Source organism: Kaarinaea lacus (genome assembly GCF_975902315.1).
Map to the genome: position 1 here is coordinate 1 of NZ_CDLKIE010000069.1, position 7,805 is coordinate 7,805.

General features: G+C 43.8%; 6 protein-coding genes. 4 read left to right on the plus strand and 2 right to left on the minus strand.

Annotation, left to right across the window (positions count from 1 at the left end; translation table 11 throughout):
• From ACWVCM_RS01580 to ACWVCM_RS01590, 3 genes are all read left to right on the plus strand, one after another.
• The coding region (locus tag ACWVCM_RS01580; protein WP_455199944.1) for a YhdP family phospholipid transporter at positions 1-2,336 on the plus strand (2,336 nt) is incomplete at its 5' end.
• A gap of 120 nt (positions 2,337-2,456) precedes the next feature.
• Entirely contained in the window at positions 2,457-3,302 is an 846-nt protein-coding gene (locus ACWVCM_RS01585; RefSeq protein ID WP_455199945.1) for a carbon-nitrogen hydrolase family protein, read from the plus strand.
• Positions 3,303-3,633: 331 nt separating this feature from the next.
• A complete protein-coding gene (locus ACWVCM_RS01590) occupies positions 3,634-4,011 on the plus strand; it encodes a hypothetical protein (protein WP_455199946.1) in 378 nt (125 codons plus the stop codon).
• Between the two features lie 114 nt (positions 4,012-4,125).
• Here the strand turns inward: ACWVCM_RS01590 and yjgA are convergent, their stop codons facing one another.
• On the minus strand, positions 4,126-4,626 hold the full coding sequence (gene yjgA, locus ACWVCM_RS01595) for a ribosome biogenesis factor YjgA (protein WP_455199947.1): 501 nt from the start codon (positions 4,624-4,626) through the stop codon (positions 4,126-4,128).
• 181 nt (positions 4,627-4,807) lie between these two features.
• Between yjgA and ACWVCM_RS01600 the strand changes: the two genes are divergently transcribed.
• Complete coding sequence (locus ACWVCM_RS01600) at positions 4,808-5,221, plus strand: Hpt domain-containing protein (RefSeq protein ID WP_455199948.1); 414 nt, start codon at positions 4,808-4,810, stop codon at positions 5,219-5,221.
• Between the two features lie 37 nt (positions 5,222-5,258).
• Here the strand turns inward: ACWVCM_RS01600 and ACWVCM_RS01605 are convergent.
• Positions 5,259-7,805: DUF3400 domain-containing protein (locus ACWVCM_RS01605; protein WP_455199949.1), on the minus strand; the 2,547-nt coding region annotated here is incomplete at its 5' end.

Consider the following 7,805-nt stretch of genomic DNA (forward strand, 5'->3'; position numbering starts at 1 on the left):
ATGGCAGCAAGGCTTCCTATTACTACCCTGTATCTGTCATGAAGAAAAAGACTGTTAAGTGGCTGGATGGAGCCATTATACAGGGGGATATTCTTTCCGGCGGCGCCATTGTATATGGTCCTTTAAATCAGTTTCCCTTTACCAGGGGGCAGGGAGTATTTGAAACGCGTTTTGAAATTGAGAATGGCATCCTTGATTACGCAGAAGATTGGCCGAAGATTCATGATCTTCATGCGAACGTACTATTTCGAGGCAATACTTTATCGATAACAGCCGATCACGGAAAAATCTTTGATTCAACATTGAGTGATGTTCAAGTGGAAATTCCCAGGCTGGGTAAAAGGCCGCTGGATCTGAACATAGAGGGAAAAATAGCAGGAGCGTCCCAGGAAAAATTAAATTACCTGATGGTTAGCCCCCCGTTGAACAGAAAATATGGCCAGTTTTTGACAGGATTAAAAGCCAGCGGTGATAGTGAACTTGATTTAAATATTCAAATGCAAATAAAGCCTAAAGTTGAATCGCAAGTCACAGGCAAGTTATTTCTCAAGAACAACAGTTTAGAGTTGAAAGACTTTCCCGGGCTTTTAACGAAGATCAATGGAAAACTTGATATTTCCCATCTCGGCCTGTCTGCCAGTTCAGTAAAAGCAGATTTGTTAGGTCAGCCGAGCAAGCTATCTATAGCAACGAAAAGCAATAAAAAGAAACCCGGGCAACAAGACCTTGTGATCAAGGCAGATGGTAAATTTGACGCCCAACAATTAAGTGCAGAATATTTTCCGGTGTTACAGGATATGGTCGATGGTAAATCAGCCTGGAACATTGAGTTGCGACTCCCTGCTGATGGACCGGCAATGCCAAAACGTAATGTGAAATTAAAGGTTAGAAGTAATCTTAAGGGGGTCGAAGTCAATTTGCCGCCACCTTTTAATAAGAAAAAAACGGATGTGCGCCAGTTGCAGCTTTCAATGAATATTAAAAATTCGGAAAAATCCTTGATAAAAGCGGATTTCGCGGGTGCTTTCCAAGGTGTTTTTGAGTATGACCTTGATAGTCCTTATTGGGTAACGCGTGGCGAGGCACGATTTGGGGGAGGACCGGCTGTGCTGCCCAGGTCGGATGGCTTGCGTATCGTGGGTAATATCAAGGAGTTGTCGGTAGATATCTGGACAAATTTGTTTAAACAAATTTCGTTGCGGCAGCCAACAGGTGAAAAAGTTGCTGAAACTGAAATTGAATCCGCCGATCATGCACCACCCCATCTGGCGCTGATAAATTCAGTAGAACTGTTGGCTGATAAGTTTATTTTTTTGGGTCAGCCCGCTACAAACCTGAAATTATCCGTCAAGAAGCAGGAAGACTGGCTCACCATTAATGTAGATAGTAAGGAAATGCTGGGCGTTGTTACAGTGCCAAAAGATCTGGAGAAGCAGCGCTTGATATTTGATATGAAGCATCTGCATATTAGAACACCGGAAAGCAGCAGTGGTAAGGTTGATCCTCGAGACTTTCCTGCGCTCAAATTTAATAGCCGTTTTGTTGCCTACGACAATAAACAATTAGGCAGCGTTGCACTTGAAACTGCAAAAACTGACAATGGACTATTGATTCAGCAATTAATTATTAATCCGAGGGAAACCACCATCAAGGGGCATGGTCACTGGTTAATAGACCAGGGGAATCATCAGTCTGCACTTGAATTTGTGTTGGACAGTAAAGACCTTGGTAAGACGATGAAAGATCTTGGCTACGTGGAAACTATCGAGGAAGGTGAAGGGACAATTTCAGCCACGCTGCGCTGGCCTTCTACAATATTTAATCCTGATTTTTCCCAGCTTAGCGGTGAAGTGGAGCTGGAATTCAAAAACGGTAGAATACTGGACATTGAACCGGGGCGAACAGCACGTTTATTCGGATTATTCAGTATTCAAACTTTGCCCCGTCGATTAACGCTGGATTTCAGCGATATGTTTGCCAAGGGATTAAGCTTTGATTTCGTAACAGGGAGTTTCCGGCTGGAAGAAGGTGATGCTTATACAAATAATTTCAAACTGTTGGGAACTAATGCAGACATCGCCTTAAAAGGTCGCATAGGTCTGGGTGCGCAGGACTATGATCAGAAAGTCAGGGTAACCCCGCATATTACGGACGCAGCAGTATTGTTAAGCATATTAACTGCACAGCCCTTAATAATCCTGTTACAGCAAATGCTAAAAGCCGATATTGAAGGGGCAGCCAGTATTGAATATTCATTAACTGGCCCGTGGGACAACTATACTTTGACGCCGGTGGTTGAGCAGTCGCTATTCGATGAGGAAGTTGACGAATTTTAAGTATTAGCGATTCTGAGAGTGTGAATTTTGTAACAAAATGCGGCAATTTGCCGTTTAACAAAAGCGAATTGTTTGCGATACTTGCTTTAGATTAATTGTATATATCAGTCTGGGTGTTTTATGAGTGAAAAAAATATAACAATAAACATTGCCGGAATCCAAATGGCTTCCGGTCCCAATGTCAGTGCAAACATGATTGAGGCCGGGCGCCTGATCAGTCTCGCCACTGATGCGGGGGCCAAGCTGATTGTGTTGCCGGAAAATTTTGCCATTATGGGGATGAAAGAACAGGACAAAGTGGCGATTCGCGAAAAACCGGGAAGTGGCCCCATACAGAATTTCCTTTCTGAACAGTCGGTAAAAAACAAGGTTTGGCTGGTTGGTGGAACCATTCCCATGGAAACCACAGATCCAAAGAAAGTTAGAGCCGCCTGTCTTCTTTACAACGACCAGGGTGAGCAGGTAGCACGTTACGATAAAGCTCATTTGTTTGACGTGCAAATCTACCAAAGTGACGAGAAATACAACGAGTCGGAAACCATTGAAGCAGGTGACCAGGTAGTTGTGGTTGATACTCCTTTCGGTAAGTTAGGATTGGCAGTTTGCTACGATTTACGGTTTCCCGAAATGTTTCGTAATATGGTTGATCATGGTGCTGAATTGATTGCGATTCCTTCCGCGTTCACCGCGGAAACGGGTAAAGCACATTGGGAAGTACTGGTTCGGGCTCGAGCCATTGAAAATCTTTGTTACGTGGTTGCAGCCGGGCAGGGTGGATATCATATCAATGGGCGTGAATCATATGGCGACAGTATGATTGTTGATCCCTGGGGGCAGATTCGGGATCGACTCAGTAGTGGCTCTGGATTCGTGATAGCAAACATGGATCGACAACAAATCTCAAAATTACGCCGAAGTTTTCCGGTACTGGATCACCGAAAAATGTCCTGTATTGTTTCACGCTAATTACCTCTTTAAATTCAATACAGGAAAACCCGGAAAACAGCCCACAGATGTATCGTGGGCTGATTATTTTAGTGCGTTTTACAAAGATTCCCTCCAATTTCTCCCGCTAACATATAAAATCAGTAAGTTACGTTTGACGTAGATCAATAAAATCTTATGATAAGTGTTAACTAATTCACAAAACGGACGATAACCTCAGCATAACAGTAACAACAAAAGAAAAGTCCATTCTGAAATTCTCAGTGATACTTTTCCCAGGTAACTGTGTGGTAGGCGCGTAACTTACGTTACGCACTGTGTTGTTAATTCAGTCCAAGAGGTAGGTGGTAGCATGAAGTTTGTTAGCGGTGTTGATCAGTCGAAGCGTATTCAATCTGTTATGGTAAGCAATGAGAGCAGTATGCTGAAAAAAATTGCAACTGGTTGTTTTATGTTGTCTTTAGGTGTGGCAATATTCGGCAGCCAGCAAGCCTTAGCGGAACAGGATAACCGCCTGGGGGGCTATACATTGGAAGACGAAAGTATGCTGGGTCGCTATGGTGATGTGAATGATGAGTGGGTAGAGGTATCCAATGTCAGTATCAGTAAATCACAAATGTCTGTCGAAAAGAAACGTAAAATGCCGAAATCAGACAATCGACTAGGTGCGTACAGCATGCAGGATGACGCAATGCTGGGGCGTTATGGCGATAAAGATGATGAATTATAATTGCTAATATAACCATTCGGTTGTGAAAAAAGGGCGCCTTGTTGAAAACCAGGCGCCCTTTTTTATTGGTGTTTTTTTTGATATCAGTAATCGTTGGAATCTTTCATGGGATATTTATTCATATTCAGTTTTAAGTAACTGAAATATTTTGCGGAAAGATTTGGGGGGCTTATTCTGTAGTTTTTCCTGTTTTGCAGAACGGATTAGTTGCCTGAGCTGATGACGATCTATATTGGGGAATTCTTCAGTCAACGCCTGAATTGCTTCATCGCCTTCTTCTAACAGGCGTTCACGCCATTTTTCGATCTTATGTAGTTGTTGCACGGCCTTCGCAGAATGTTGTGTGGCATTATCGTATTGCGACTGGATATCATCTGCATCGACATCACGCATTAATCGACCGATGTACTGCAACTGCCTGCGTATGGCACCGCGTTTTTTAATGTGCTTTGCATCCAGTATAGCGTTTCTAAGATCGTCAGGCAGCTGTAGTTGCTGTAACTGATCAGTTGAAAGTTCTACCAGTTTTTCACCGAGTGCCTGTAAGGCTAGCATGTCCCGTTTCATCTGGGATTTGCTAACGTATTCAATAGCTTCGTCGTCGTTGTTTTCCATTTGCGTTGTATTATTACCATTAAAAACAATGAATTACAGTATGCCCGAGGTTTTGCTTAATGACAATAAGGTATTTTACGAGCATGGAATTTATTCAAGTTTTCAAGGACTTTAGACGCTAACATATGGACAGAGTAATTTCGGTTACTCACAACAAAATATAATATTCAAGGTTAGAAAAATGGCTCAAGTAGTAACTGACGGAGTTGATTCAGCGGATAAAGAGCAAGTGCTCAAGCAGGAAATTCTTGATGCATTGAGTGATTTTATTGGTAGCGCCCCACTTGGCCGGTATCTGTCGGGTTATATCGACAACACTTCAAAGAACATTCAAAGTATTGGTATAGCGATTGCTTCGGAAGATGAAGAGCGCATTCGGCATCTTGCGCATAAACTCAAAGGCAGCAGTGGTAATATTGGGGCATTAAAATTGGCATGGAATTGTGTCGAACTTGAGGCTTTAACGGTTGAGGAGCAATCTCAAGAAATCCTGAAACAGCAATACCTGAAACTGGAACAGGTCTTTCAGGTAACCAGGGATGCTCTTAATGCCTATATCGATGGGTCAGGAGTTTCTCAAAAGTATATAGTCTAGAGGCTAAAATTTATAATTAGTCGCTACAGAAATTTTATTATAATAAAACCTGTTCGATGCCCACTTTCCTGATTCGTTCCACATATTCAGATTGCCAATTATCCCCAAGTAACTGATTAGCCAGTTCAACCACGATGTAATCTGTTTTCAATCCAGTCTCCTGTTGGTAACGGGACAAACCCTGTTGACATGCCGGGCAAGATGTTAGCAATTTGACGTTTTCCTCTTGGGCTACTGTTTCACCAGTGAGCTGTTTTATACCTTTGTGTAATTCTTCCTGTTTGCGATAGCGAACCTGGGTAGCGATATCAGGTCGTGCGATCGCAAAAGTGCCTGCTTCACCACAACAGCGATCGGATATGGGCACATCCTGTTGCAGTAACTGTTTGGTTACTTTGTTCACGCTGTAGGTCTTTATCGGAGTATGGCAGGGGTCATGATAAATATACTTCGTACCCGTTGTGTTGTTTTTCAGGCTAACACCTTTCTCCATCAGGTATTCGTGGATGTCCATTAATCGGCAGCCAGGAAAAATCTTTTCAAACTGATATTTTTCCAGTTGATCCGTGCAGGTTCCGCAAGACACCAATACGGTCTTTATATCCATGTAGTTAAGCGTGTTGGCGACTCGGTGAAAGAGCACCTGGTTGTTAATTGAAATTTGTTTGCCTTTCTTTTCGTCGCCACTGGAAGTTTGTGGGTATCCGCAGCATAAGTACCCGGGAGGCAGAATGGTTTGTACCCCAAGGTCATACAACATGGCGATAGTGGCCAGCGCAACCTGGCTAAATAAACGTTCCGATCCACAACCAGGGAAATAGAATATGCTTTCTGAATCATCGGATAGTTTTTCAGGATCGCGTATGATGGGCACTGTTCTATCGTCTTCCAGCGCCAGTAATTCCCGCGTTGTATGACGCGGTACATTAGATGGCATAGGTTTTTTGACGAAATGCACTACCTGCGTGGTGAGCGTCATTTTTCCCGTCGTGGCGGCGGGAATTTTTTCCTTATTGGCAGGCACAATTTTGCGATACCAGTGATTAGCGAAACGCTGAATGTTGTAGCCCCAGCCGATTAGCGATTTGCGCATCAGCCTTATAGCCCTGGGATCAGTAAGATTGAGGTAGGCAATTGATACCAGTGTTCCAAGGCTGGAATTCTTTTTGCCATTGGCTTTGAGCAAATTGCGCATTTGGATGGAGACATCCCCGAAATCAATATTTACCGGGCAGGGATTGAGGCATTTGTGGCATACCGTACAATGGTCGGCAACGTCATTTAATTCATCAAAATGACGTATCGACAGACCGCGTCGAGTTTGTTCCTCATACAGGAATGCCTCAATAATTAGTCCGGTAGACAAAATTTTATCGCGCGGTGAATAAAGCAGGTTGGCTCTGGGGACATGGGTATTACAAACGTTTTTACATTTACCGCAGCGCAAACAATCCTTTACTTCCTTGTTTAATTCACCCAGTTCGCTGGCTTCCAGTATTATGGCTTCCTGCTCCAGTAAGCGGAGAGAAGGTGTATAGGCACTGGAGAGCGTGTCTTTTGCCAGCAGCTTGCTGGGATTAAAACGATGTTCAGGATCAACTCGTTTTTTATAATCACCAAATACTTTAATGCTGTCATTGTCCAAATACTGGATTTTGGTAATGCCGATACCATGTTCGCCGGAAATAACACCACCCAGAGATTCTGCAATTGCCATAATCCGATCAACCACAGACTCTGCTTCCTGCAACATGTAATAATCATTGGAGTGCACGGGTATATTGGTGTGCACGTTGCCATCGCCGGCATGCATGTGAGTGGCGACAAACAGGCGGCTATTGCGGAATTGTGCGTGAATATTATCAAATTGCTTGCGTAGCGGTTCAAACTCCTTGCCGGCGAAAATTTCTTTTAAAGGTTGTTCAACACTGCGTCGGTAAGATATACGTAAATTGCGACGCTGTAGCAACCGAAACAGGGTGTCGTCAGATTCAATCGTTAAATCCAGCGGTGCATCCTGTTCATTGACAAGTTCCGTATCGAGCAATTCAGGGTGTTTGGAGACAGCGTCATCGATATGGTCCAGCAAACAGGACCATTGTGTTTTCACTTTTTTGAGTAACTCGCGTGCTGCATTTTGTTTGCTTATTATTATGTCGTCACTTTCTGAGCTGGATTCATAATCGATAAGCTTTACTTTTTTAAGCAAATCGCCTTCCAGGAATTCGATGGCTGCATCGATCATGCGCAGTTTGTTCTGGGTGGAAAGCTCTATATTGATGCGCTCAATGGCCTCGCTGTATTCGGCCAGCTTGTCGAGGGGGATCACCACGTCTTCATTGATTTTAAACGCGTTGGTGTGAGCGGCGATGGCGGCGGTTCTGGCCCTGTCCAGCCAAAACTGGTGGCGGGCTTCGGGGCTCGAAGCAATAAAGCCTTCGGCGTTTCTGGCGTTTGCCATGTTCACCACTTCAGTCGCTGCTTTTGCTACCTTGTCATCGTCTTCACTGGCGATATCCAGAAGCAATACCATTTTTGGATAATCGCGCCTTGCTGCTTTTGAGCTATATCCCACGGCACGTAC